Here is a 24784-nt window from a genome sequence, read left to right as displayed (position 1 = left end):
TAACACAAAGGGCGCAACCCAAGACCGCCCATACAGAGGAGAACACGATGACCAAGATTTTTGAAACCAGGATCAGTCGCCGCGCCGCACTCGGCGCGGGCCTGGCCACGGCCGGCATCCTTGCCATGCCGTCGATCCTTCGCGCGCAGGACCGCTCGATCAAGGTCGGCGTCTACGGTGGCTACTTCAAGGATTCCTTCGACAAGCACATCTTCCCGGAATTCACCAAGGCAACCGGCATCGCCGTCGAGTCAATTGCCGAGCCGACGGGCGAGGCATGGCTTGTTCAGCTCGAGCAGGCTGCCCGCGCTGGCCAGGCTCCGGCTGACCTGTCGATGATGTCCCAGGTTGCAATGCTGAAGGGCCAGGCGACCGAACTGTGGACGCCGCTTGACACCGCCAAGCTGAAGAACGCCGGAAATCTCCTCGACCAGTTTGTCAACAAGTACCCGGATGGCCGCGTTGCCGGCATCGGTGCTGTGGCCTGGTACATCACGCTCGTCACCAACACCGACGTCTACAAGGATGCGCCGGAAAGCTGGGCTGCGCTGTGGGATGAGGCCAACAAGGACAAGCTCGGCCTGCTCGCGCTCGTCTCCAACTCGTTCCTGCTGGAAGTTACCGCCAAGACCTTCTTCGGCGGCACCAACGCCCTCGACACCGAGGAAGGCCAGCTTAAGGTCTTCGAGAAACTCGCCGAGGTTCGCCCGAACGTCCGCCTCTGGTACCGTGACGAGGCTCAGTTCGAGCAGGCGCTGAAGTCGGGCGAAATCCCGATGGGCCAGTACTACCATGACGTGACCGGCCTCGCGGCTGCCGATGGTCACCCGGTCCGCTCGACCTTCCCGAAGGAAGGCGGCATCCTCGACTCCGGCTGCTGGGCGCTGTCGCGCGCTTCGCAGAAGGGCGAAGAGGCACACATCTTCATCGACTACATGTGCCAGCCTGAGATTCAGGCTCAGCTGTCGCGCAAGGTCGGCACGGCCCCAACCGTCCGCCGCGACCTGCTCGACCTCACCGACGAAGAGTTCGCAGCCGTGTCGTCCGAGATCGATCCGATCATCCCCCGCTACGACCTCTACACCTCCAAGTCCGACTGGCTGAACCAGAAGTGGACGGAGATGATCGCGGGCTGATCATCATCCCGCCTTGCGATTTCCTCGTGCTGATGGCACGAGGAAATCCGGATCACGCTGCAGGGCGGCACCCAGACCGCCCGCGGCCCTTAAGAGGGTGACTGCATGTCGGGGCTCCAGCTACAGGATCTCACAAAGCGCTTCGGCTCCGTGAACGCGGTCGATGGCGTGAATCTTTCCGTTCCGCATGGCACCTTCGTGTGTCTGCTGGGACCGTCCGGTTGCGGCAAGACGACCTTGCTGCGCATGATTGCCGGGCTTGAAGACCCCACCGCCGGCGCGATCGTCCTTGACGGCAAGGACATGACGGGCGTTCCGACGCACCAGCGCGACTTTGGCATGGTGTTCCAGTCGCTCGCCCTCTTTCCTCATCTCAACGTGGGCGAGAACATCGCCTACCCGCTGCGCATCCGCGGCGTTGACAAGGCAGAGCAGAAGAAGCGCGTTGACGAGCTGCTGAACCTCGTCCGCCTCCCGGGCCTCGCCGACCGTCCCGTTGCCAAGCTTTCCGGCGGCCAGCGCCAGCGCGTCGCCATCGCGCGTGCGCTTGCACTGCGCCCGAAACTTTTCCTTCTCGACGAACCGCTGTCGGCACTCGACGCCAAGCTGCGCGAGGCGATGCAGGTCGAACTGCGCCAGCTGCAGCAGTCGCTCGGCATCACCACCATCGTCGTCACCCACGACCAGCGCGAAGCCATGACCATGGCCGACCTCGTCGTCGTCATGGGTGAAGGCCGCATTCGCCAGGCCGCCTCGCCGATCCAGGTCTACCGCAAGCCGTCCGACGCCTTCGTCGCCGACTTCATCGGCATGACCAACCTTTTGCCTCTCAAGGGCAATGGCGACCTTCTCGGCACCAATTTCCCGAGCCTCGGCATGGCCGTGGGATCGGCCGGCGGCCATCTGTCGATCCGTCCGGAAGACGTGCGCCTGGTCGCGCCCGAACAGGGCACGCTGACCGGCACCGTCACCTTCGTCCGCGACCTCGGCGGCACCATCGAAACCTTCGTCGACGTCCAGGGCGTCTCGATCGTCTCGGTGACGACCCCGCGCGAGCGTACGCCCTTTGTCGCCGGCGACGCCGTCGGCGTCCGGCTGCCGGTCGAAAGCTGCGTGGTGCTCAAGGGATGAGACGCGAACCGCCCCGCAGCCTGGCCGACTACGCGCCGCTCGCCTTCCCGGCGATCATGCTGCTGGTCTTCTTCGTCATTCCCTTCTCGACGATGATCGCGGTGTCGTTCTTCCGCCGCGACCCGGCCGGCTTCTATTCGCGTGATTTCATCTTCGACAATTACGAGCGCTTCCTCTCCGCCTTCTTCGGCGGCGTGCTCGGCTTCTCGATCATGCTCGCCGTGATCGTGGCGGTGGTCTGCGTCATCATCGCATTCCCCTTCACCTGGCTGCTGGCGCAGGCGTCGCGCCGCGTCCAGATCGTTTGGCTGGTGGTGATCCTGTCGATTCTGTCGCTGTCCGAAGTCATCATCGGCTTTGCCTGGACCACCCTCTTCTCGCGCACCGCCGGCATCACCAACATCTTCGTCTGGATGGGCCTGATGAGCGAGGCGCAGGCACTGTCGCCGAACTTTGGCGCGGTGCTGACGGGCATGGTCTACCAGGCACTGCCCTACACTGTGCTCGTTCTCTATCCGGCCATCGTGCGGCTTGATCCGACGCTGATGGAGGCTGCCCGCACGCTCGGCTCCTCGCCGCTGCGCGCCTTCTTCAACGTGGTCGTTCCCGCCATGCGCAGCACTATCGTCGCAACGCTGATCATGGTGTTCGTCTTTGCGCTCGGTTCCTACCTGCTGCCACAGATGCTCGGCCGCCCTCAGCACTGGACGCTGTCGGTGCTGATCACGGATCAGGCGATCTACCAGTCGAACATGCCTTTCGCGGCTGCGATGGCCGTGTTCCTGGTGCTGATGTCGCTTGCTTTCGTCGGGCTCACCCTACTCGTCGGCGCGCGCAAGGGAGGCGAAGCATGAGCCAAGTCGGGCTTCGTCGCATCATCTTCACGCTGGTCGCGCTGTTCCTTGCCGGGCCGCTGGTCGTCGTCGCCGGCGTTTCGGTCAACGAGAAGCAGTCGCTGACCTTCCCGCCGCAGGGCTTTTCGCTGAACTGGTACTACCAGATCTTTGCCGACGACGGCTGGCGTGCGGCCCTGATCAATTCGGTTACGCTCGCTGCCGCCTCGGCGGCCATCGCGGTGCTGATGGCGCTGCCGCTCTCGTGGTTCCTCTGGCGGCGCATCGCGCCGTGGGCGAACATCTTCCGCCTGCTCGGCGTCGCGCCATTCATCCTGCCGCCGGTCATCACCGCGCTCGGCTTCCTGACCTTCTGGGCGACGGTTGGCGCTTATGGGCAGGCGTGGACCGCGGCGATCAGCCACGCGATCTTCTTCATCACGCTGCCGCTGGTCACGCTCTCGCTCGGCTTTGCCTCGATCGACCGTTCGCTGGTCGAAGCCGCCGCAACCATGGGCGGCAATGACCGCACCATCCTGCGCACCGTGGTGTTGCCGCTGATCCTGCCCTACCTGATTTCGGGCTTCGCCTTTGCCTTCGTGCTGTCGCTCAACGAGTACATCATCGCCTACATGACCGTGGGCTTCACGATGGAAACGCTGCCGATCAAGATCTTCAACGCCCTGCGCTACGGCTACACACCGATCATGGCCTCGGTTTCGGTGTTCTTCGTCTTGCTGGCAGCCATCATCTTCGGCCTGATTGCCCGCTTTGGCGACCTGCCGAAGCTGCTCGGCGCCCTGTCGGGAGGCGGCAAGTGAGGCTGGCGGTTCTGCAGATGCGGGCGCTGCCCGGCAATGTGGAAGCCAACCTGAAGATGATCGAGGACGGCCTGCGGGCTGCCGCCGCGCAGAACGCGGATCTGCTGATCGCGCCAGAGCTGGCTGTCACCGGCTATGGCGCGGGCGATGCGATTACCCGGCTGGCGGAACCCGCTTCTGGCCCGTCGCTTCATCGCCTAAACGCACTTGTTGCTGAAACCGGCACCGCGCTCGTCACCGGCTTTGCCGAGGCGGCCGATGGCGCAGTCTGGAACAGCGCAGCCTTCCTTGATGGGAAGGGTGCGCCGGTCATCTATCGCAAGTCGCACCTCTACGGCGACTACGAGAAAAACCTCTGCAAGGCGGCAGCCCCTTCGGCCGTCACGTTCGAACATGCCGGCATGAAGATCGGCATGCTGATCTGCTTCGACGTGGAGTTTCCCGAAAACGTCCGGCGGCTCGCGCTCGCCGGCTGCAACCTTGTCGTAGTACCGACCGCGCTGCCGGAGAGCCCCTACTCGCCCTTCATCGCCCGGTCGATGCTGCCGGTGCGTGCTTTCGAGAACCAGATCTTCGTGGCCTACGCCAACCACGCCGGCGCGGACGACGCATTCCGCTATGCCGGCTTGTCGGTGATCGCCGCGCCGGATGGGGCAATGCTCGCCCATCAGGATGACAGCGAGGCGGCGCTGCTCGTTGCCGACCTTGACCCCGACGGCTACGCCGAGGCCAGGAAGCAGAACTCCTACCTGGCCGATCTGCGCCTATAGCTTCGTCCAGGCGCCGTTGTCCTTCGACGAGCGCACACAGGCCTCAACGAAAGCGACACCCTCGACGCCATCCTCGACGGTCGGGAACACGACGTCCTCGGGGATCGGCGTGCCATCTCGCACCGCGCGGATGGCTCTTGCTGCCTCAGCATAGATGTTGGCGAAACCTTCGAGATAGCCTTCCGGATGGCCGCTTGGAACGCGGGTCAACCGCGCCGCCGATGCTCCGGCACCCGTTCCGCCGCGCGTGATCAGGCGCTTCTCGCCGCCGAAGGGCGTAAACCACAGGTGGTTTGGCTGCTCCTGTTCCCATTCGAGCCCGCCCTTCGAGCCGTAGATCCGCAGCTTGAGGCCATTCTCGTTGCCAGGCGCGACCTGGCTCGCCCACAACATGCCCTTGGCCCCGCCTCTGAAGCGCAGCATCACATGCGCGTTGTCATCGAGCTGGCGACCATCGACGAACGCCGTGAGATCGGCGGCGAGGCTGTCCAACTCGAGCCCGGTGACGAAGCGGGCGAGGTTGTAGGCGTGGGTGCCGATGTCGCCCAGCGCACCGCCCGCGCCAGATCGCGCCGGATCAGTGCGCCAGTCCGCCTGCTTGTTGCTGACGGGCTCGGTCAGCCAATCCTGCGGGTATTCCGCCTGCACCACCCTGATAGTCCCGAGCAGCCCTTCGGCGACCATCTGCCGGGCGTGGCGGACCATCGGATAGCCGGTGTAGTTGTGAGTGAGCACCAGCAGCTTGCCGCTGGACTTCACGAGGTCGGCGAGCTGCTTTGCATCAGCAAGGTTCGACGTCAGCGGCTTGTCGCAGATGACGTGTATGCCGGCTTCAAGGAAAGCCTTCGCCGCCGGGAAGTGGACATGATTGGGCGTGACGATCGAGACCGCCTCGATCCCGTCGGGCCGGGCGGCTTCCGCCTTCGCCATTTCCTCGAACGAGTCGTAGCAGCGTTCGGGATCAAGCCCGAGTTCCGCCCCCGAAACCTTTGCGCGTTCGGGGTCCGACGATAGCGCGCCGGCTGCGAGTTCGAATTCTCCGTCCAGCCTTGCGGCTATCCGATGCACCGCACCGATGAATGCGCCCTGCCCGCCGCCGACCATGCCGTAGCGGATCGGCCGGTTTGACTTCTGCTCACGTCCCTCGATTGCCACGCTGCACCTCCCTACTGCGAAGCTTCTCCACATTGTCCTAAACCGATTCAATCGCGAGATAAACCCGCCCGCCCCGCGCTTCATAATGAGACAGCGCATAGTGGCATGCCCCTTGCACACCCCGAAGCAGGCAAAGGTCCCAGCACAAGTCGAGGGCCAACAATGGGGGTATGTGCCATGCATAACCGTCAGAACATTCTCTCGGTCAATCTGGAAGACTACTTCCAGGTCGCGCCCATGCGACAGGTCATTCCGCACCGATACTGGCCGCGCTTCGAGCTGCGTATTGAGAAGTCGACGGGCGAGGTACTGGACCTGCTCGATCGCTATGGAGCCAGGGCAACCTTCTTTTCCGTCGGCTGGCTGGCCGAGCGCTGCCCGGACCTGATTGCCGAAATCTCGCGGCGCGGCCACGAGGTTGCAAGCAAGGGCTACTTCCACCGCAATTTCAGCCAGATGTGCCTCGATGAGCTGCGCGACGACTTCCTGCGCTCGCGCGATGCCATCGAGAAAGCGACCGGTGAGACCGTCCTTGGCTACCGCATGGCGGAAGGCTCGCTTCCCGCTGACGACATTGCGCCCTATCGCGTGCTCGCAGAGGCAGGCGTGCGCTATGACTCCAGCCTGCGCCCGTTCGGCCCGCGCTTCATCGGCAAGCCGCAACAGCGCCGCATCCACGAAATTTCTGGCGATGGCTGGTCCATCACCGAAGTGCCGCTCTCGTCCGACACCTTCCTCGGTGTGCCAATTCCGGTCACCGGTGGCAACTACATGCGCCAGCTGCCGCGCGGGCTGCATGAGGGCCGCGTCGCCGCATGGCACCAGCACCATGACGAGCCGTGGCACTTCTACTTCCATTCCTGGGAACTCGACCCCGACCAGCCGCGCGTGTCGGCCACGACCCGGCTTGGCCGGCTACGCCAGTACCGCAATCTGGACGAAATGCGCGAGCGCATCGAAGGCTGGCTGGAGCGCTACTCGTTCCGCAGCATCGCCGAGCATCTCCAGCTTGCGATTGAGCCCGCTCCGGTCCGCGCCGCGCGCGAGGCAACGCCGATCGTCGTCAAGACCAATGCGCCGACGCGCGAAGTACAGAAGGTGACGATCGTCACCCCCTGCTACAATGAGGAAGAAACGCTTCCCTACCTCGCCAGCACACTCGCTTCGGTCGAGCGCGAGAATGAAGGCCTCTACGAGTTCTCCTACGTCTTTGTCGACGACGGCAGTAAGGACGGCACCTGGAACAAGCTGCACGAGCTCTTCGGCGGGAAAGAGAACGTCCAGCTCATCCGCCACCAGGTCAATCGCGGCATCGCCGCCGCGACCATGACCGGAATCCGCGCCGCAAGGGACGAGATCGTCTGCGGCATCGACTGCGACTGCTCGTTCGACCCGCACCTGCTGGCGAAGATGATCCCGCTACTGACGCCCGGGGTCGACATGGTGCAGGCGTCCCCCTACCACCGCGACGGCGGCGTTTTGAACGTGCCCGCCTGGCGGCTCGCGCTGTCGAAGGGCGTGTGCCTGATCTACCGCCACATCCTCAACCACGCCTTCTCGAGCTATACGGCGTGCTTCCGTGTCTACCGCCGTTCGAAGGTGCTCGGCATGAAGCTGGATGACGAAGGCTTCATGGGCATCATGGAAATCTTCGTCCGCCTCGACCAGTCGAATGCGCGGATCGTTGAATTCCCGGCAGTGCTCGAAAGCCGCCTGATCGGCCACTCGAAAATGAAGGTGGTGCGGGTCATCCGCAATCACCTCGGCCTCATCCGCCGGCTCGTCCTGCGGCGCCGCGGTGATCGCACCTTCGCCATTCCCGCAACTCCGGCAACAGGGAACTCTCGCTATGGCTCGTGAACGCTGGTGCATCGTAGGCGGTGGCATGCTGGGTCTTGCCCTCGCCCACAAGCTCGAACAGCCGAGACGGGAGATCACCGTCCTAGAAGCGTCCGACCGCTTCGGCGGCCTTGCTGATGCCTGGACGGTTGGTCCGGTCACCTGGGATCGCCACTACCACGTCACGCTCATGTCCGACCTGCACATGCGGGGTCTCCTCAAGGACATCGGCCTCGACGGCGAACTCAACTGGCGCACGACCCGCACTGATTTCTACGAAAACGGCCGCTTCCACCCGCTCAACAATGCGATCGACTTCCTGCGTTTCCCGCCGCTCGGGCTGATCGACAAGGCGCGCCTCGCCTTCACGATCCTCTACGCGTCGCGGCTGAAGAATGGCGTCGCGCTCGAAAGCATCCCGGTCGCCGAGTGGCTGACGAAACTGTCGGGGAAGCGCACCTACGAGCGCATCTGGAAGCCGCTGCTGCGTGCCAAGCTCGGCGACAACTACAAGATCGTCTCAGCCTCGTTCATCTGGTCCGTCATCAACCGCTTCTACAGCGCCCGCCGCGCCGGCATCGAAAAGGAGATGTTCGGCTACGTGACCGGCGGCTACGAGCGGATCGTCAACACGTTTGTCGCCGACCTTGAGACGCGCGGGGTCATCTGCCGCGAGAACCAGCCTGTGCTGGATATCGCGCAAGGCCCGGACGGCATCAGCGTCCGCACACCGGCCGGCACCGAGACGTTCGACCGCGTCATCGTTACCGCCCCGGGCGACATCGCCGCGCGCATGTGCTCCGCGCTGGCACAGTCGGAGCGCGAGCGGCTTGCAGCCCTGCGCTATCAGGGCGTCGTCTGCGCCTCCGTGGTGCTGAAGAAGCCGTTGCGGGGCCGCTACCTCACCTATGTCGCCGACGAGACGATCCCCTTCACCGGTGTCATCGAAATGACGGCGGTCGTCGATCGCGAGACCTTCAACGGGCTTAGCCTCGTCTACCTGCCGCACTATCTGCCGGCGGATCACCCGCTGTTCGATGAGAAGGAGGAGGTGCTGCGCGAGCGCTGCATCTCCAACCTCCGGCGCATGTACCCCCACATCGCCGACGATGACGTCGTCGCCTTCCGTGTCTCCCGCGCGCGCAACGTGATGGCGGTGCAGGCGCTGAACTACTCGAAGGCTGTGCCGCCGATGCACACCAGCGTCGAGGGCCTGCACATCGTCAACTCGGCGCAGATCATCAACGGCAACCTCAATGTCGACGAGACCATCGCGCTTGCCGAGCGTGCAGCGCGCGACCTTGACGCACTGACGGCGCCAAGCACCACGGTATGCGGAGCCGCATGCGGCGACGAGGCGATGCCAATAGCGGCGGAATAAGAAATGGCCTGGATTTTCCTGACGATAGCAGTGCTCTCCAACATCACTTCCAACATGATGTTCAAGCTAGCCATGGCGGCGTTTCCGCAGGAGCGCACCTTCGAGACGCTGCTGCGCTTCGCCTTCAATCCTTACCTGTGGGCCGGCGGGCTCGCATGCGTGCTGCTCCTCGGCTGCTACCTGCTGGCATTGCGCGACCTCAGCCTGATGATGTCCTACGTCTTCGTCATCTCGCTCTCGATGGTCGGCATCACGGTCGCCTCGGTCGTCTTCTTCGGCGACGCCCTGTCCCTGAAGGCGTCGGTCGGAGCCGCGCTCGTCATTGCGGGCGTATCGCTGATTGCGTCTGCAAACCACGCGCCGGAAGTCGACACCGCGGACACCGCCAATCCTGTCGGAATGGCCGCACGATGAGCGCAGGCGATACCCTCGACTATGCGCGGGCGCTGCCGCGCACCGAGCCGCTGGCAAAGCGCGTCTTCGACATTATCGGCGCGCTGCTGGCGATCCTCGTCTTCTCGCCGCTATTCATCATCATCGCCATTGCGATCCGCCTTGAAAGCAAGGGACCAGTGCTGTTCCGCCAGGAACGTTATGGCCAGGGCCGCACCCGCTTTCGCATCTACAAGTTCCGCACCATGCGGCACGAGCGCGACGCCGAGTTCCGCCAGGCGGTGCGCGGCGACGACCGCATTACTCGCGTTGGCCGCGTCCTGCGCCGGGTCAATCTGGACGAGCTGCCGCAGCTCTTCAACGTGCTGCTGGGGGATATGTCGCTCGTTGGACCTCGGCCCCACCCGATTGCGCTCGACGAACAATTCGGTTCGCGGATCGACCGCTATTGGGACCGTTATGACGTGCGGCCCGGCATCACGGGCTGGGCACAGGTTAACGGGTTTCGCGGCGAGACCGACACAATCAAGAAGATGCAGCTGCGCGTTCTGCACGACCTGGAATATCTGCGCCGCCGTTCCTTCTGGTTCGACATCCGCATCCTCTTGATGACGCTCGTCTCCGCCCGCGCCTATCGCAACGCGTTCTGAGGTAGCCATGCGCCCCGCCAGCCTGTCTCTCGATCTCGACAATCTCTGGAGCTACATGAAGACGGCCGGGATCTCGGGCTGGCAGGATTTCCCATCCTATCTCGATCTCGTCACGCCCCGGATCCTCGAGCGCCTCGACCGCCACGGGCTGAAGATCACCTTCTTCATCGTCGGGCAGGATGCGGCGTTGAAGGAAAATGCGGCGGCGCTGCGCATGATCGCCGACTCAGGGCACGAGATCGCCAACCACTCGTTTCACCATGAGCCCTGGCTCTCGCGCCGCTCGCGCGAGGCAATGAACGCCGAGCTCGAAGCTGCGGAACAGGCCATCGGCGAGGCCACCGGCCAGCGCACCATCGGCTTCCGCGGTCCGAGCTTCTGCCTGTCGACACCACTGCTGGAGACGCTGTTCGAGCGCGCCTACCAGTACGACGCCTCCACGCTGCCAACCTTCCTCGGGCCGCTCGCCCGCGCCTATTATTTCACCCGCGCGGACCTTTCGGCCGAAGAGCGCCGGAAGCGCTCGCTGCTGTTCGGTTCGCTGGCAGACGGCCTGCGCCCCATCCGCCCCTATGAGTGGAAGCTGCCGAAGGGCAGCATGGTCGAGATCCCGGTCACGACCATTCCGGTCGCCCGCGCCCCGTTCCATCTGACCTATCTGTCATTTCTGGCAACCCATTCAGGCGCCGCTGCCACTGCGTACTGGAAGGCCGCGCTCGCCGCCTGCCGCGTCTTCGGCGTCGAGCCATCCGTGCTCCTGCACCCGCTCGACTTCCTTGGCTGCGACGACCTCGACATCCTGGCGCGCTTCCCCGGCATGCAGCTGCCGTCGCAGCGCAAGCTTGCCATCGTCGACATGGTACTGTCGGACCTTTCCCGCAGCCACCGCGTGCTCACCATGCGCGCTTACGCCGACGAAGTCCGCCAGCGCGGGCTGAAGCTACGCCAGCCCTCGTTCGAGGCTGACACGGCGGCGCTGGCTGCATCCTGAGCGGACGTCCCAATCTGGGACGACCTGCCGGTGAGCTGCACCTACTGCTTCACGTAAAGGATCCAGCAAGGATCGATGCGCACTGCGCGGCGCTCCGCCAGGACGGGTTCGGCAATGGCACGAATGTCTGCCCTCTGGTCTAGCAACGGGCACAGCGGTTCTACGATCGCGTCGACTTCAGCTAGCCCCGCACGATAGGATTCATGCCGGCCGGCCGGATATCCTCGCGTGGGGTCGAGCCCCATTGGCATTCCTTTGGCGCCCTTGCGCCCCAGTAGCATCGGCATCGGATCAACATAGTCGAGTCCGGCAATGCTCTCGTAGCGAACCCCCGCCTCCTGCTCGTGGCGCTGGATAGCCTTCATCCCCTCAACGAGATCAATCAGGTACAGCAGCTGTGTATCGGGCATGGTGTAGTAGAGGAAGGAGGGATCCTCGCCCTCCTGTACGAGCGTCCGGTATGTTTCCGAGTGCTCGGTGTAATGCTCCCGCATCAACCGTGCCCGGCGAATGTACTCCTCACGTGAAGACACGCTGTTGAGGACGCCAAGCTCGGGAAGGTTCAGGCTCACCTGCGCAGGCATGATCGCCACAGCGCGAGCAAGCCGGTGTGCCGCCTTGCTGAATGTCGGCAGTGCCGTGAGGGCCAGAAGCAAGATAACGGCAAGACGAACATGACCTCCGAGCTTCTTTCCCAAAAACAGGATGCCGGACAGCAGCGGCCACAGATAGATGAACTCCTGGGAGCCGGTGTTCTGCATCTCGAAGCTGATCGCAAAGACAGTCATCAGCGCGAGCTGAACGGCAGTCAGCGAGAATATCCCGGTGATCTTGTTAAGACCCGGTGCCCGGAGCGAATGCAACAGCCGGTCACGCTCGGCGAATGCCAGCACGATGCAGAGAATCCCCAGCGGCGCAAGCAGGTCCAGCTCTTGCGAGATCAGACGCAGCACACGGCGCAGGAGGCCTCCGCTGTTGTGCGCGAGCATGGCAAGAACGTCGGAGATATAGATCGAGACGATGCCGAGGCTCGCTTCCACGACAACAACTGGCACGAGAAACGCGACCAAACCGGCGCCCATTAACTTGGCGCCGAGCCTGCCCGCAAGGAATGCGCAAAGGATGAAGCCCGCGCCAGCGACAAAACCGGTGATCTTGAGAAAGAAAAGCGCTGCCGCGGCAAGCCCCGCGATCGATCCCAAAGCTAGCGGAACACGGACCAGTGCCAGGGCAGATGCCAGCACATAAAGAACCAGGCCTGCCTGACGGTTGTAGAGCCCATAGCCGTCGACCGCCGGAACCGTCACGAATTCATTGGAATTGACCGGGGCAAGGCTGAAGAACGCAAAGGGCAGCACAACCGCCAGCACACGCCCGGGCTCCGCATCTGCTGCAAGTATGACGGCTGCCATCAACGGCGCCGTCACAAGCAGAAGCGAATACTGCCCTACCAGAAGCGGCTGACCGTCAGGCCAGATGCGTTGCGTCAGCTCGTACAGATAGTATGGAAGCGCGCCTACCGAGAGGAAGAAGTCCTGATGCGGAACCTCCCCGACGCGGATCCTGTGCGCCGCGTCGACGAAGAAATAGATGTCCCAGTAGTAGGTACCGATCGGTAGCACGGTCACGACGCTCAGAAGGACTGCGGCAAGCGCCACCGTGGCGACAAGCGCCCACATCGCGGCGGCCCGGGAAGAGACAGTCACTCCCCTGGCACGCTCTTCAGAAACAACCTCAACCATCAGCGCGCCCCGCCCAGAACTGACCTTGGTTCAGGCCTCTCGCTCGGACCGGCGGGTGAGCCCGCGAACAGCTTCGACAACAGCGCAAGTCCAACTCCCAGGCCGAGACCGACAATCAGCGCGACGGCCAGCAGGAGGTACGGCGACGGCCAGCTCGGCGTGAAGTCCGGCCGCGCGGTCGTGATCACGCGGGCAACGTCCGTCGGGACATTGACCTGCTCGCGCGCGTCCTTGGAGCGAACGAGGAACTGTTCGTAGATTGCAGCGTCAGACGCGGCCTGCCGCTCCAGGTCGCGCAGCTCGACGCTTGCCTGGTTGCTCGTCGCCATCTGCTCCTCGAGCCTCGCGATCTGCTCGCGCACCGCCCGTTCGTTGGCAGCCGCCACATCATGCTCGACCTGGTAGCGGGCAATCAGCCGATCAACCTCGCGCCGGATATCGGCCTGTACTGTCGCCTTGGAATCCCGCAGAGCCTGCAGCGAGGGATGCCGCGAAGCGAGGGTCGCCGAAAGCGAGGCCTCGCGCGAGGTCAGCGAAGAATACTGCTGGCGTAGCGAGTCGAGATGCGGGGAGTCCAGCGAGCCGGACGCAAGCACGCGCTCGACCGTTTGGCCGCGAAGGCGCGACACTTCTTCCCAGCGCGCACGGGCGGCACTGGCAGTGGTCGACACCACGCTGAGCTGCTGGTTGAGGTCGCGCAGCTGCTGCTCGACGACGGTCATGCGTTCCGCGTTGAGGAGGCCGTTTTGCGCGCGGTATTCCTCGACCTTGCGCTGCGACTCAAGTGCGGCCAGCCGCAGTTCCTCAAGGCGTCCGCCGAGCTGTTCCTCGACCTGGTTGATCTGCGACCGCGTGTTGTTGGCGAGTTCCTCGATGTAGAGGTCGGTCAGGCGATTGGCGATGTCGGCAGCAAGGATCGGGTCCTTCGACTTGACTGTGACGCCAAGCACATAGGTATTGCCGACGCGCGCGACCTCGACATCTTCCTGCAGCGCCTTGAGCACCCTGTCCTCAAGAGTGAGGCCGCTCGTGGAAGCTGCGCGCGGTCCGCGCAGGATCAACCGGGCGAAATCTTGGAGCGGCGAACTGCTGCTGGCGCTCTCGACGAGTTCGGGATCATCGAGCAGATTCAAATCAGCGATGACTTTGCGCAGCAGCAGCTGCGAGGTCATCACGTTGACCTGGCTGTCGAGCAGGAAGGTGTCCGCACCGAACGAGGACTGGCCCATGCCGCTCTGCACGATTTCCTGCTGAAACACGGCACGCCGGCGCGGGTCGATCAGCACTTCCGCAGTGGCCTTGTAGACCGGCGGGACGATCCAGATGTAGGCGAGGGTAAGCAGAAGGGTTCCGATGACACAGCCGCCAATCAGGCGGACGCGTGTGGAGACGGCCGACCAGAGGGTTCGGACATCGGAAACGAAAGCAGCCTCCGGCCTCTCGGGGCTCTCGGAGCGCCGATAGGTGATCAGTTCAACCTGCTCGTGAGGTCGAGTATCCTCTCTGTCCAGCCGGAATCTGCGCATCGCGATTTTGTCCTGTGCCAGATTGTGTCACCACACGGCCTAAAAGTCCGTTAGCGGCGCCTCCATGGCTTCCACAGCAAGCCGCGTGCCACCGCACCCACGCGTTTCATATCGGACCATCGGCGCTGGCACGGTCGTTGCTTGAACTCGTGAACGAGGTTCAGGAGCTAATCATGCAACGTGGCGAAAAGCTGCCCATTCTGGGCGTCGGCGTCAATGCGATCGATTACGACGGCGCGGTGAAGCGGATCATCGAGGCCGCGAAGCTCGGAAAGCCGTTTTCCGTCACCGCTCTTGCTGTCCACGGGGTGATGACGGGTCTGCAGGACCACACACATCGCTATCGCCTCAACCGGCTGAACCTTGTCGTTCCCGACGGCCAGCCCGTGCGCTGGGCACTGAACCTCCTCTACCGCGCAGGCCTGAAGGACCGCGTCTACGGCCCGAACCTGATGCTGCGCGTCTGCGAGGCAGCAACCCGCGAGTGCGTGCCTATCTTTCTCTACGGCAGTCGCCACGAGGTGATGTCGCGTCTGGAGAAGAACCTGCGCCGGAAATTTCCCGGCATCCGTATCGTCGGCACCGCCACCTCGCGCTTCCGTATGGCAAATGATGAGGAAAACGCTGAGGTCATCGCCTCCATCCGCGAAACCGGAGCAAAGATCATCTTTGTCGGCCTTGGCTGCCCGCGCCAGGAGGTTTTTGCCTACGAGAACGCAGAAGAACTTTCCTGTGCGGTGATTGCAGTCGGCGCGGCGTTCGACTTTCACGCCGGCACCCAGCCACAGGCGCCGCGCTGGATGCAGGATCGCGGCCTCGAATGGCTGTTCCGGCTGATGTGCGAGCCCCGCCGCCTCTGGCGCCGCTACATCATCCTCAACCCGCTCTTTTGCTGGAATCTCGCGCGCCAGTGGCTGTCACCCGAGGTATTCCGGCCGGAGGACGACCTGAAGCCCTCCCGCCGCCAGAACTACGTCTGACCTTGGGGCGCGGGCGAGAAATGGCGAGCACCAACACGACACCATCGATCGCGCGGCCGAAGGCACCGCTCGGCATCGGCGCGGTCGTACTGTCGTTCGTTGACCAGGGACTGCACAGCCTCGGCTCGCTCGTCCTTTCTGCATTTCTGATCGCAGGAACCGATCCAGCCACCTTCGGTCGCTTCGCCTTCGTGACGACCTGCGCGTTGGTTGCCGCCAGCCTGCACTATGGCGCGATCGGGGTACCGCTGCTCGTTCATGTCCGGCAGGCTCATGCCGCAGACCGAATGCAGCAGCTGGCGATCCTGCGCAGTGTCGACCTGCGCTTCCGTGCAGCAGCCGCACTTGTTGTGGGGCTGGCCGCCTTCTGGGCCAGTGGAAGCATCGCGACCGCGTTGGCTGGGGCGGCTTTCGTAGTCGCCTGGCTTGCGCGCGAAACCCGCCGCAACCTTTTCTATCTCGAGGGAGACAGCCGGTCAGCCGCCCGCTTCGGCGCGACATCTTTTGTGCTGCTCCTGCTCGTCTATGCCATCCTTTTCTATCTGGAGCGCTCTGAACTTGCCGCGCTCATGGCCGCGGCGCTGTCGACCGTGCTTGCCCTTGCGGCCTTCCCCGCTCGTCACGAGCGGAACGATGCAGCCATCACCGGCCTCCTGCAGCGCTACCGCCAAACCTTCCCCGGCGCGGGCTGGTCGCTGCTGAATTCCGCAACGAACGAGGCTCAGACGCGCGCGCATGTGCTCGTCATCCAGCTTGTCCGTGGCGCGGATCAGGTCGGTCTGATCGAGGCGGGCCGCATCCTCTGGGCGCCGCTGCAGCTCATGGGCTCGGCCTGGCAACGCGTTGCCCAGCCCCGCATCGCCGGGCTCGTCGAAGCCGGCGACCTTGCAACCGCCCGTTGGCTCACGCTGGCTGGTATCGGCCTGATGGTTGCCGCCACCGCCTTCTGCGGCGGCGCGATCGCCGCGCTCTGGCCGCTAATCGAACGGCACCTGTTCGCTAAGTTCAGTGACATCGGCCCTCTGGTCGCCGGATGGGGATTCGTCAGCCTGCTCGTCCTCAGCAACTGGTCGCTTGTCGTCTTCCTGAACGCGACGCGCCGCTTTCGCCTCATCGCAATGGTCGGCATCGCAGCGGCAACCGCGACGACCGGGCTTCTCGCCACTCTCGCCTTCGATGTCGATCTGGTCATCGCGCTGGTGGCGATGGCCGTGGTGCAGCTCGCCATGCTCACCGCCTTCCTGCTTGTGGGTCTCAGAAACGTGGCGATGCCTCTCGGAGGGTCGCGCCCATGATGTTCTCGATCATCATCCCGACCCACAACAGCAACGCGACACTGACGGTCGCACTGCGCTCCTGTCTCAACCAGACCTTTGGTGACTTCGAGATCATCGTCATTGATGATGCCTCTCAGGAGCCCGCTGCCAAGATATGCGAAGGCTTTGCAGATCCACGCATCGTGTGCCTGCGCAATGGCTTCAATATCGGCGCCTCGGCCTCCCGCAACCGCGGGCTGGAAGCGGCACGCGGCGACTATGCCGTCTTTCTCGACGCCGACGACGTCTACCTGCCCAACAAGTTGGAAGTGCTGTCGCGCGCCATCGCGATTGGGCATCCCGACGTCCTGCTCCATCGCCAGTATCGTCTATTTAAGACGCAGGAAGGCGCAGCCTCCTGGTCTGAGCTGCCGACCCGCAGCCTTGAACCCGGCGAGCCAATCGAGGAATTCACCTTCCGCGCCGGCGAGTACTACAACATCAACGTCCTGTGCGTGCGCCGCCGGATATTCGAAGTAACGCGATTCCGGCCCGGTATGCGGATGCTCGAGGACCAGGCTTTTGTCTTCGACTGCGTCCGCGCCGCGAAGACCGTGGCAGTGCTCGACGATCTGCTTGCCGTCTACGTGGATGATAGCCGGGCTGGCCGAGCCTCCAGGCGCCACCGCACCCCCGAGGATTTTCGCGCTTTTCAGGACTACGCGCAGAACCACCTAACCGTGCGCGGCCAGGCACTGATCGACGCCACCATCGCCTCGGAACTCAGCATCTTCAGCCATCCGCTGAAGGTGACGGGTGCCCTCTGGCGTGGGTACCGGGCGGGTATGGCCTTCCCGCGGCTGCTCTTCTACGGCTTCCGTTCACTCGCGGGCGCACGAATTTCAGCCGTTCTGCTGGACCTTGCCCGGAACTCCACCCCTGCATCGTCCTCGCCCAAGTGGATGTCCCTGCTGCACCCGTCTCAGGAGGCTGAGATCTCATGAATGCACGCACATTCTTGCTTCCCAGCCATGTTGTAATCGCAGCCAGTTCATCGGAAGCCCAAGCCCTACAGCTGGCTCTTGCGCGCCTTAGCAGCCCGGTTGCGTCGCTCATACCGGTGTTGATGCTTGGCTATGTGATGATCATCTGGCCCCTGGTCTTCGGCGGTGGCGACTATTCGCCGATCGAGGTCCAGGCGGGCTGGATGGCGCCGCTGCCGCCGGATGCGGGCGAGCGCTCTCCGCTCAAGATGATCGCCTACCCGCTGCTGTTCGTGCTGGCGGTGATTTCCAGTATTTTCACTGGCTCCTATCGCAGGCTCCCGTTCGACAATCCGGGCATCGCAGCAGTTGTTGGGGTGATCGCCCTTGCGGTCGCCTCCGCATCATGGAGCCTGTTTCCTCAATTCACCTTCATGCGCGGCGCGCTGCTCGGCATCATCTCGACGACGCTGATCCTATCCGTCTACTCAGCGCATTCGTTCCGGGTGATGATGCTCGGTCTGTTCGCCGTGGTCGTCGTGGCGATGGCGCTCAATCTCGTCTCCGTAGCAACACAGCCGCCCGGACCGATCGGTCACACTGGCATCTACCCGCAGAAGAACGTGTTTGGCTGGGTCTCCGGCGTCATCCTGTTCGTAGGGCTCTACCACCTGACCTTCGGCGGCCTCCTCCAGCGCAGCATAGCGCTCGCCATGATCGTGGCAGCCCCCGTCTTCCTGATCCTGTCGCAGTCAAAGACGTCGCTCGGCCTGTCGCTGCTGGCACCTGTTGTGGGCCTGATGCTGCTCTACCCTGCGCGGCGGATGCTGATCTCGCCGGCCATCGTTGTCTCAGCCGGGGTGCTGCTCGCGGCGCTCGTCTACTTCATCGGCGAATCGGCCGGCCTCTGGACCTTCAAGTGGCTCAGCCAGAAGCTCCTTGGCGATCCGACGCTAACCGGCCGCACCGACCTCTGGGACTTCGCGGCGACGCTGATCGCGGCCCAGCCCTGGCTAGGCTATGGCTACGAAGCAGTGTGGGGCCTGGGCTACGATGGCCTGCCTTACAGGATGACGCTGGGCTTTGCCCGCGTGGCGCCTACCGGTCATAACGGCTACATCGACATGCTGCTACATCTCGGCCTGTTTGGCTTTGCGCTGAAGGTGACCTTCCTGCTCGCCGCGCTCACGGCTGCGGGGCGGCTTGCCCGGCGCGATGCGCGGCTCGGCTGGCTGTCGCTGACGATCGTCGTCTTCGTCCTGCTGCACAACAACCTGGAATCGGACATCTTCATCTCGTCGAACCCGCTCTGGATGCTGATGCTGCTGTTCTTTGCCATTGGCCTGCGGGTTTCCTCTGCGCGCTAGTCGGTCACGGCCAGCCCGTTTCCTTCGGCCAAATAGCAGAAGGGCGCGGCATCGCTGCCGCGCCCTTTCCGCATCTTCCGCTCTCCAGCGAACCTAGCCTGCCTGGCGCCAGCGCTGATGGTTGGCGGCGTAAATCTCCTCGAGGATCGCGCTGACGTCGTGGCGGATCGACCAGTTCGGATAGTGTTCGCGGAACCGGCGCGTATCGGAAATCCACCAGATGTGGTCGCCAGCGCGGTTCTGCTCGCTGTAGGTCCAGTCGAGCTTCTTGCCGGTGATCTGCTCACAGATCTCGATCGCTTCGAGCATCGAGCAGTTGCAGTCGCGCCCGCCGCCCATGTTGTAGACCTCGCCTGAGCGCGGGGCCTGGAAGAACTCCCAGAACGCCGCGATCAGATCGGCGCTATGGATGTTGTCGCGGACCTGCTTTCCCTCGTAGCCGAATACCGTATAGGGCGTGCCGGTAGCGGCGCACTTCATCAGGTAGGCGAGGAAGCCGTGCAGCTGCGTGCCGCTGTGCGACGGGCCGGTCAGGCAGCCGCCGCGGAAGCAGGCGGTCTTCATGCCGAAATAGCGGCCGTACTCCTGCACCAGCACGTCAGCTGCCACCTTCGAGGCGCCGAACAGCGAGTGCATCGAGCGATCGATCGACATCGTCTCGTCGATGCCGTGCTCGAAATAAGTGTGATCTGACGCGATCTCCCAGCGCTTTTCAAGCTCCACCAGCGGCAAGCTGTTCGGCGTGTCGCCATAGACCTTGTTGGTCGAGGTGAAGACGAACGGCGCGTGCGGGCAAAAGCGCCGCGTCAGTTCCAGCAGGTTGAGCGTCCCGTTCGCATTGATGGTGAAGTCCGCATGCGGGTCGCGCGCCGCCCAATCGTGCGAAGGCTGCGCGGCCGTATGGATCACCAGCCTGATGTTGCGCTCATAGGTGCGGAAGACCTCCTCGAGCTGTTCGCGATCACGGATGTCGAGGTTCGCATGAACATAATTCGGCAGGTCCTGGATCAGACGCTCCCTGTTCCATGCGGTGGAGGCCTCGGCGCCGAACAGCCTCGCGCGCATATCGTTGTCGATGCCGACAACGCGGAAACCGCGCGCCGAGAAAAAGCGCGCGGCTTCCGAGCCTATCAGTCCGGCTGAGCCGGTGATGAGGACGACTTGTGGCATATGCCCTTCCCTACTCTGCGGCGATGCGGCGCTGGGCTGCGCGCATCAGAAGTTCCTCGAAGTATTCGATGGTCTTCATCAGGCCGTCGCGCAGGTCGACGCTGGGCTCCCAGTCCAGCATTGCCTTGGCCTTGGAGATGTCCGGCCGGCGCTGCATCGGATCGTCCTTCGGCAGCGGCTTGTAGACGATCGGGGAACGCGAGCCGGTCAGCTCGATCACCAGCTTTGCGAGCTCGTTGATGGTTACTTCCTGCGGATTGCCGATATTGACCGGCATGCCATCGCTCTGCGGCAAATCCATCACCTGCACCAGCGCGTCGAGCAGGTCATCGACGTAGCAGAAGCTGCGCGTGTGGTTGCCGTCGCCGTAGACGGTGATTGGCTGGCCGGTCAGCGCCTGCATGATGAAGTTCGAGACGACACGCCCGTCTTCGGGGAGCATGCGCGGGCCGTAGGTATTGAAGATGCGGACGACGCGCGTATCGACCCCATGAAGCTGGCGGTAGCTGTAGAACAGGGTCTCGGCAACGCGCTTGCCCTCGTCGTAGCAGGCGCGCGGTCCCATCGTGTTGACGTTGCCGAGGTAGCCCTCGTGCTGCGGCGAGATGGTTGGGTCGCCGTAAACCTCGCTGGTCGAGGTCTGCAGGATCTTCGCCCGCGTACGCTTGGCGAGACCCAGCATGTTCAGCGCGCCGTTGACCGACGTCTTGATCGTGTGGATCGGATCGAACTGGTAGTGCACCGGGCTCGCCGGACACGCCAGGTTGTAGATCTCGTCGATCTCGCAGAACAGCGGCACGGTCACATCGTGACGAAGAAATTCGAAGCGCGGATGGTCGCGCAGATGCTCGATGTTGGCGCGCGATCCTGAAAAGAGGCTATCGGCCGCGACAATCTCTACATCGGGGTCCGATGCGAGAAGCCGGTCGCAAAGATGCGACCCGAGGAAACCGGCTGCGCCGGTCACTAGGATGCGCCGCTGCGACTTTGTTGTAAATCCGGACATGACTGCTCCGACTGAACTTGGATGGACCCCCGTCCCTCCGATCCTGTCCAAGCATGAAGCGTGCCAACCCGGATTTTGGCCCCGCCCCAATCGTTAACGCGCCCGCGTCCCTTCCTGTGGAATCGCACCTGAACCGGATTGAAACACATCGCGCCATTTCGGGATGGCCCTGCCGATGCGTTACCACTTCCGGGTGATGTTTCTGCGTAAGCGTCGCACAAGGAATCTTGACGCGAATCAATCGGATACATACAAAATTAACTATAGGCGGGCTTGAGCGGTTTGGGTGATTCGCAGTCGAAAGTCGTAACAGGACTTTCGTGTCTTCTGCAGATTCCAGCGTGCGCTTCGGTCTGATTGCAGCCTGTACAGGACTGCCGTCTGCAGGTCTTTACCCTGTCGCCATCCGTTAGTTCGTCCGTATCCGCGTCTGTTGTCCAGCCCGCGTTCGCGCGTGGCTGCGATTGGATTCGTGCGTGCGAAATTCACCGCTCCGAGCCGGTTTACGGTTGGGGCAAGGCATAACAGGTCGGCTTTGGGCCTACGGAACCGATCAGATGGCTTATGCAGCACCGATAGTTGAGACCCAGGACGCGAATGCGCCGGTGACTTCACGTACCGGGCTCGCGCGATTCATGCGTCGCATCTGCGCCGAAATGGGAGCGCAGCGGTACATGCTCGTTCAGCCCTCCGTCGAGCGAGGCCCGAAGTCAGTCAGCATCATCACGTCCAACTGGGTCTTCGATGCGCTCGAGGACCTCGGCAGCGAGGGCATCGCCCGGATCATCGAAAGCGGCGTCGCAGTTAGTGCCGGCGCGCGCGCACGGCCTCTGCTTGCGGCAAGCGCCACTTTCCTTACGGCCGAGGAACGTCGAGCCCTGCGCGACCACGGACATATCGAGACGCACTGCCGCCGCCTCGTTGCGGACGGCGTCAATGTCTACGCCCTGTTTTCCAGCGAAACTCCCGGCGCGATCAGCGGTGCGGCCCTGTCGCGCGCGCACATGAAATGTGGCTACGCGCTGGTCCAGTTCTTCGCTGCCACCGGCGGACGCGCTTCAGCAGATCCGCTGTCTGAACGCGAGCGCGAATGCCTCATGTGGGTCTCGGAGGGCAAGACGACCGACGAGGTCGCGCTGATCCTGGGCGTGTCGTCCAACACCGTGAACAGTTACATCGCGCACGCGATCCAGAAGTTCCGCGCCAGCAACCGGGCTATGGCGATCGCGACGGCGATCAGGAGCGGCATCATCTGAGTCCCTGCGGGGGCACGGAGCGAGGGGATTTTGGGGATGCTAAGCCTGGTTTCCAGTAGTCAGCCATCGGCAACGTCGAACGATGAAGGCGAAGCGCGCTCGCTGATCGATGCGGTCAGCATGTGCCGCAACATTGCCGGCCGTATCGGCGCCGAAAGCTTCAGCCTGTTCTTCACCGCGGTTCACGGCGAGGCCCGCCGGCTGGTTCCGGTGTTCGACGAAACCTTCCCGGGCGTGTCGCCGGTGACACGCCGGCTTTCTGGTCCGGACACAACAGACTTCGTGCGCCTCGTCAGCACGACGACCTGCCCGCTATGGTGGCGCGGAAACGGTGCGCCGACATTCCTCGACGCGCAGGCGCGCGTCTGGACGCGCGAGGTGGCGCCGTCGCTCACCAAACAGTCGGGGATAGCATTCCCGGTCGCAAATGACCGCCGCCGGCTTGGTGCCATCATCTTTACCGGCAACGAGATGAAGCTAGACGAAGAATTGCTCTGCGACACGCACGCGGAATGCTTCGACCTCTTCGCTCAGGTCGCGAAGCTACGCGAGCAGGAATGCAATGCGCAACGGCCGATGTCGAAGCGTGAACTCGAGTGCCTGCGGCTGACCGCCAACGGCCTCACCAGCGATGAGATCGCGACCGCACTGGGTCTGTCGGTGCACACGGCGAACCAGTATCTGACCAATTCGACGCAGAAGCTGAACGCGATGAACCGTATCCACGCAGTGGCCAAGGCTCTGCGCAGCGGCATGATCGCCTGAGACGTGAATTCTCTACAGACGCGACGCGCCGCCGCCCTCAGTCGCGGGCGCGTCAGTCGAGTGCAGGAGCCAGCGGCGCACTCTTGCGCACCCGCGCATGTTCAAGGGCTTCCCTGAGGAACCTGTTGTTCTCTTCCGGGTCTTCCGACGGGTTTTCAAACCAGACGTAGTGAACCTCGACTGACGCAAACTCGTCGGCCAGCGTCAGCTGGAAATAGACGGTCGCGCCTAGAGGACGCAGCTCCAGATCAAGCACGATCTTCGGCGCATCTTCCCACGTTACCATCGCCTCGCCGCCATGACCCAGGGTCAGCGTACCCGGCTGGAAATAGAGTTCGGCAGCCGCATCGACGAGATCGGCAACGCTTGCGAAGCGCTCGAGGCGGATGAAGGCGATGTAGTCGGCTACATCGACCATGCGCAGTTCGCTGACAATGTCGGCAATGGCCTCGGCGACGATCACTTCCCGGGCTAAAGAGTATGGCTGACGATTCATCGCGTCACCTGACCAGTCCTTGAACCATTGTTTGCGTAAAGCAGCCGAACCAGCTCAGCCACCGCCTGATAAAACTGTGCTGGGATCACACTACTCACCGAAACTTGATCGTACATGGAGCGAGCGAGCGCGACATCCTCAAAAACAGGAATTTCGTGCGCTTCCGCGATCTCGCGGATCTTCAGGGCGATGAGATCCTGCCCCTTTGCGACGACAACCGGCGCCGGCGTCTCGTCACGCACATATCGCAGCGCAATCGCGTAGTGGGTTGGGTTCGCGATGACGAGAGTTGCCTTTGGCACGTCCGCCATCATGCGCTGGCGGGCGCGATCTCTTTGCAGCGAGCGCAGGCGCGACTTCATGATCGGGTCGCCTTCCGCCTGCTTCATCTCGTCCTTTACTTCCTGTTTCGTCATGCGCAGGTCGCGCCGCCAGCTGAAGCGGGACCAGACGAGGTCGGCAAGTGCGATCACCACCATCACGGCCGTGATCGAGACCAGGATCTGAATAGCGATCTCGCGGATCACCGAAGCGAAGGCCTCCGGCTGCGTGCCCATGCCGGACAGGAGCTGCGTCTGCGCCTCACTGAGGCCGAGGCCGACGACCGTGCCGGCCAGGATCAGCTTACCGATGGCCTTGCCGAATTCGACGAAGCCCTTCTTGCTGTAGAGCCGCTTCCAGCCGCCGATAGGCGAAATGCGCGAAAATTTCGGCTGAATGCGGTCGAGAACCATGCTTGGCAGGTTCTGGGCGAACGACGCGGCGAGACCTGCAAAGATCAGCAGCGCCATCAGGCCAGCCAGCAGCTTGGCAATCTCCAGGAAGACCTGGCGGTAGAGCAGGATCGCATCGTACTCCGTCTCCAGCGACCACGCCTCTGGCCGCTCCAGGAACATCGACAGGAAGTTGGCTAGTTCGATCGCGCGCGGTTGCGCAAGAAAGATGGTGAAGACCAGGATCGCGAGGAATGAGGCGACAACAGGCACTTCCTTGGCAAAAGGAAGCTGGCCCTTCTCGATAGCGTCACGGACTTTCTTTTCCGTGGCTTCTTCTGTTTTGCTGTCGTCGTCCGACTCTTCGCTCAAGTGCGGCCTCGTGAGTCAGTGGATGAACGCAGACGTTCAAACTACGCTGCAA

Annotated in this window: 23 protein-coding genes; 16 read left to right on the top strand and 7 right to left on the bottom strand. The window is 63.2% G+C overall.

Going from position 1 to position 24784, the window contains the following annotated elements:
- The first annotated feature begins 47 nt into the window (after positions 1 to 47).
- The 5 genes from L630_RS0109325 to L630_RS0109305 all read left to right on the top strand — a co-directional run bounded on the left by L630_RS0109325 (position 48) and on the right by L630_RS0109305 (position 4691).
- On the top strand, positions 48 to 1136 hold the full coding sequence (locus tag L630_RS0109325; RefSeq protein ID WP_024847991.1) for an ABC transporter substrate-binding protein: 1089 nt from the start codon (positions 48 to 50) through the stop codon (positions 1134 to 1136).
- 105 nt (positions 1137 to 1241) lie between these two features.
- The gene (locus tag L630_RS0109320) at positions 1242 to 2267 is read left to right on the top strand and encodes an ABC transporter ATP-binding protein (protein WP_024847990.1); all 1026 of its coding nucleotides are present in this window, start codon (positions 1242 to 1244) and stop codon (positions 2265 to 2267) included.
- On the top strand, positions 2264 to 3121 hold the full coding sequence (locus L630_RS0109315) for an ABC transporter permease (protein ID WP_024847989.1): 858 nt from the start codon (positions 2264 to 2266) through the stop codon (positions 3119 to 3121). Before L630_RS0109320 ends, L630_RS0109315 begins: the two co-directional genes overlap by 4 nt.
- Positions 3118 to 3921, top strand: a complete 804-nt coding sequence (locus L630_RS0109310) for an ABC transporter permease (protein WP_024847988.1) — start codon at positions 3118 to 3120, stop codon at positions 3919 to 3921. Before L630_RS0109315 ends, L630_RS0109310 begins: the two co-directional genes overlap by 4 nt.
- On the top strand, positions 3918 to 4691 hold the full coding sequence (locus L630_RS0109305) for a carbon-nitrogen hydrolase family protein (RefSeq protein ID WP_024847987.1): 774 nt from the start codon (positions 3918 to 3920) through the stop codon (positions 4689 to 4691). The genes L630_RS0109310 and L630_RS0109305 overlap by 4 nt, the downstream gene beginning before the upstream one ends.
- Here the strand turns inward: L630_RS0109305 and L630_RS0109300 are convergent.
- Complete coding sequence (locus L630_RS0109300; protein WP_051473181.1) at positions 4686 to 5795, bottom strand: Gfo/Idh/MocA family oxidoreductase; 1110 nt, start codon at positions 5793 to 5795, stop codon at positions 4686 to 4688. The two genes, L630_RS0109305 and L630_RS0109300, sit on opposite strands and share 6 nt — an antisense overlap.
- A gap of 228 nt (positions 5796 to 6023) precedes the next feature.
- Between L630_RS0109300 and L630_RS22165 the strand changes: the two genes are divergently transcribed.
- Genes L630_RS22165 through L630_RS0109275 form a run of 5 tightly spaced genes read left to right on the top strand, consistent with a single transcriptional unit; the run spans position 6024 to position 11100 of the window.
- Positions 6024 to 7706: a glycosyltransferase gene (locus L630_RS22165; protein WP_024847985.1), complete on the top strand. Its 1683-nt coding sequence runs from the start codon at positions 6024 to 6026 to the stop codon at positions 7704 to 7706.
- Positions 7696 to 9066 (top strand): NAD(P)/FAD-dependent oxidoreductase, encoded by a 1371-nt coding sequence (locus L630_RS0109290; protein WP_024847984.1) that lies wholly within the window; start codon positions 7696 to 7698, stop codon positions 9064 to 9066. Before L630_RS22165 ends, L630_RS0109290 begins: the two co-directional genes overlap by 11 nt.
- 3 nt (positions 9067 to 9069) lie before the next feature.
- Positions 9070 to 9480, top strand: coding sequence for a hypothetical protein (locus L630_RS22820; protein ID WP_024847983.1), 411 nt, complete (start codon positions 9070 to 9072; stop codon positions 9478 to 9480).
- Positions 9477 to 10109: an exopolysaccharide biosynthesis polyprenyl glycosylphosphotransferase gene (locus L630_RS22815; RefSeq protein ID WP_024847982.1), complete on the top strand. Its 633-nt coding sequence runs from the start codon at positions 9477 to 9479 to the stop codon at positions 10107 to 10109. The genes L630_RS22820 and L630_RS22815 overlap by 4 nt, the downstream gene beginning before the upstream one ends.
- Before the next feature lie 7 nt (positions 10110 to 10116).
- Complete coding sequence (locus tag L630_RS0109275; protein ID WP_024847981.1) at positions 10117 to 11100, top strand: polysaccharide deacetylase family protein; 984 nt, start codon at positions 10117 to 10119, stop codon at positions 11098 to 11100.
- 41 nt (positions 11101 to 11141) lie between these two features.
- Here the strand turns inward: L630_RS0109275 and L630_RS0109270 are convergent, their stop codons facing one another.
- On the bottom strand, positions 11142 to 12842 hold the full coding sequence (locus tag L630_RS0109270; protein WP_144708994.1) for a hypothetical protein: 1701 nt from the start codon (positions 12840 to 12842) through the stop codon (positions 11142 to 11144).
- A complete protein-coding gene (locus tag L630_RS0109265; protein WP_024847979.1) occupies positions 12842 to 14368 on the bottom strand; it encodes a GumC family protein in 1527 nt (508 codons plus the stop codon). The genes L630_RS0109270 and L630_RS0109265 overlap by 1 nt, the downstream gene beginning before the upstream one ends.
- 173 nt (positions 14369 to 14541) lie before the next feature.
- Between L630_RS0109265 and L630_RS0109260 the strand changes: the two genes are divergently transcribed.
- The 4 genes from L630_RS0109260 to L630_RS0109245 all read left to right on the top strand — a co-directional run bounded on the left by L630_RS0109260 (position 14542) and on the right by L630_RS0109245 (position 18954).
- Positions 14542 to 15348 (top strand): WecB/TagA/CpsF family glycosyltransferase, encoded by an 807-nt coding sequence (locus L630_RS0109260; protein ID WP_198019540.1) that lies wholly within the window; start codon positions 14542 to 14544, stop codon positions 15346 to 15348.
- 20 nt (positions 15349 to 15368) lie between these two features.
- Complete coding sequence (locus L630_RS23145) at positions 15369 to 16643, top strand: hypothetical protein (protein WP_024847977.1); 1275 nt, start codon at positions 15369 to 15371, stop codon at positions 16641 to 16643.
- The gene (locus L630_RS22160; RefSeq protein WP_024847976.1) at positions 16640 to 17608 is read left to right on the top strand and encodes a glycosyltransferase family 2 protein; all 969 of its coding nucleotides are present in this window, start codon (positions 16640 to 16642) and stop codon (positions 17606 to 17608) included. The genes L630_RS23145 and L630_RS22160 overlap by 4 nt, the downstream gene beginning before the upstream one ends.
- 137 nt (positions 17609 to 17745) lie before the next feature.
- Positions 17746 to 18954 carry an O-antigen ligase family protein gene (locus tag L630_RS0109245; RefSeq protein ID WP_186441624.1) on the top strand — a complete coding sequence of 403 codons (1209 nt, stop codon included), beginning with the start codon at positions 17746 to 17748 and terminating at the stop codon, positions 18952 to 18954.
- 93 nt (positions 18955 to 19047) lie between these two features.
- On the opposite strand, the gene L630_RS0109240 is transcribed toward L630_RS0109245, so the two are convergent.
- The gene (locus L630_RS0109240; RefSeq protein ID WP_024847974.1) at positions 19048 to 20124 is read right to left on the bottom strand and encodes an NAD-dependent epimerase/dehydratase family protein; all 1077 of its coding nucleotides are present in this window, start codon (positions 20122 to 20124) and stop codon (positions 19048 to 19050) included.
- Positions 20125 to 20134: 10 nt separating this feature from the next.
- Positions 20135 to 21130, bottom strand: coding sequence for a UDP-glucuronic acid decarboxylase family protein (locus L630_RS0109235; protein WP_024847973.1), 996 nt, complete (start codon positions 21128 to 21130; stop codon positions 20135 to 20137).
- Positions 21131 to 21687: 557 nt separating this feature from the next.
- Between L630_RS0109235 and L630_RS0109230 the strand changes: the two genes are divergently transcribed.
- Positions 21688 to 22386 carry a helix-turn-helix transcriptional regulator gene (locus L630_RS0109230; RefSeq protein WP_024847972.1) on the top strand — a complete coding sequence of 233 codons (699 nt, stop codon included), beginning with the start codon at positions 21688 to 21690 and terminating at the stop codon, positions 22384 to 22386.
- A 36-nt stretch (positions 22387 to 22422) separates the two neighbouring features.
- Positions 22423 to 23151, top strand: a complete 729-nt coding sequence (locus tag L630_RS0109225; protein ID WP_024847971.1) for a helix-turn-helix transcriptional regulator — start codon at positions 22423 to 22425, stop codon at positions 23149 to 23151.
- Positions 23152 to 23203: 52 nt separating this feature from the next.
- On the opposite strand, the gene L630_RS0109220 is transcribed toward L630_RS0109225, so the two are convergent.
- Together L630_RS0109220 and flhB are read right to left on the bottom strand one after the other, a co-directional pair.
- A complete protein-coding gene (locus tag L630_RS0109220; protein ID WP_024847970.1) occupies positions 23204 to 23647 on the bottom strand; it encodes a hypothetical protein in 444 nt (147 codons plus the stop codon).
- Positions 23644 to 24732, bottom strand: coding sequence for a flagellar biosynthesis protein FlhB (gene flhB, locus L630_RS0109215; protein ID WP_024847969.1), 1089 nt, complete (start codon positions 24730 to 24732; stop codon positions 23644 to 23646). Before flhB ends, L630_RS0109220 begins: the two co-directional genes overlap by 4 nt.
- Positions 24733 to 24784: the final 52 nt, after the last annotated feature.

Source organism: Aminobacter sp. J41, from assembly GCF_000526635.1.
GTDB lineage: Bacteria > Pseudomonadota > Alphaproteobacteria > Rhizobiales > Rhizobiaceae > Aerobium.
Note: the sequence above shows the minus strand (reverse complement) of the source record. Positions and strands in the feature narration are given on the sequence as shown.